The sequence below is a fragment of the Hydrogenophaga sp. A37 genome, assembly GCF_002001205.1.
Taxonomy (GTDB): domain Bacteria; phylum Pseudomonadota; class Gammaproteobacteria; order Burkholderiales; family Burkholderiaceae_C; genus Hydrogenophaga.
The window spans coordinates 1-1,102 of record NZ_MUNZ01000167.1; the positions used below are offsets into that span (position 1 = coordinate 1).

Below are 1,102 nucleotides of genomic sequence, written 5' to 3' on the forward strand. Positions count from 1 at the left end.
AGGACGCGCTGGCCATGGCGTGGTGGCGCCGCCGACCGCTGCCTGGTCTGATATTCCACAGCGACCGTGGCCGCCAGTATTGCAGCGGTGAGTTCCAGGACGCTTTGAAGGACTGGAAGATGCGCTCATCGATGAGCAGGAAGGGCAACTGCTGGGACAACGCGCCGACTGAGAGCTTCTGGGGCCGACTGAAAACGGCCAGCGTGCATGGGCACAAGTTCGCCACCAGAGACCAGGCCAAACAGGCTGTGATGGACTGGATGGCTTTCTACAATCACCGCCGGCTGCATTCGTCGCTTGGCTACCTCAGCCCTATGAAGTTCGAGCAACGCTGGTACGAGGCACCGCGTAAAAAGGCCGCGTAAACCGTGGGCTAAGAACTACACCAAACGAGGGCAAGGTCACCTCGGGCACGGCTTCTTCAACGTATTCCGCACTGTCGCCCATCAGGTGTTCCTGCCCGCAGTCGGTGCAGGTGCGGATTGCCACGCCGGCTTCTTCATCGGTCTGCAGCGCGAAGCTCCGGCACCCGCAGTCGCATTTGGACGCGGCAAACCGGACGGCCTCATGGCGATTCGCAACGCTGTAACTGCGCAGCTCGGCTTGGGTGTCGCCCGACGTCGTCCCGTACCAGAACTCGCCCTTCTTGGTCAGTGCCATTGATGCTGCTCCATTCTTCAAGGTGGGATTCCCGGCAGGCCCGACGCCAAGCTCGCCCCGATCATCTGGATTTTGCCTGGAGGCCCGGCGAATCCTCGTCAAGGGCCATGGTCGGGGTACTGCCAGGCATGCTCACGCTGACTGCCACGAAGCGGCTGTTGGGTTCGACGACCGGCGCTGACCCGAATGGCGGCTATACGAGGTGCTGCGGTCAATAGGGCTACAGCGACCAGGCTGGCGCCAGGCCACCGACCGCGGCCGCTGCGCCGCCGGCCACCGGTATCGACGCGCGCATGCTCCTCCGCGCAGTTGAAGGAGCGCATCTTCCAGTCCTTCAAAGCGTCCTGGAACTCACCGCTGCAATACTGGCTGCCACGGTCGCTGTGGAATATCAGACCAGGCAGCGGTCGGCGGCGCCACCACGCCATGGCCAGCGCGTCCT

The 1,102-nt window shown here is 63.3% G+C and carries 2 protein-coding genes and 1 pseudogene; 1 reads left to right on the plus strand and 2 read right to left on the minus strand.

The genetic code is table 11. The annotated features are described in order from the left end of the window. Positions 1-365 (plus strand): integrase core domain-containing protein (locus B0E41_RS22475; RefSeq protein ID WP_143433970.1); only part of this gene is annotated, 365 nt, incomplete at its 5' end. On the opposite strand, the gene B0E41_RS22480 is transcribed toward B0E41_RS22475, so the two are convergent. Beyond that, positions 313-660: a hypothetical protein gene (locus B0E41_RS22480; protein ID WP_253195096.1), complete on the minus strand. Its 348-nt coding sequence runs from the start codon at positions 658-660 to the stop codon at positions 313-315. The two genes, B0E41_RS22475 and B0E41_RS22480, sit on opposite strands and share 53 nt — an antisense overlap. Positions 661-974: 314 nt before the next feature. Further along, positions 975-1,102, minus strand: a pseudogene (locus B0E41_RS26840) (DDE-type integrase/transposase/recombinase); the annotation flags it as partial.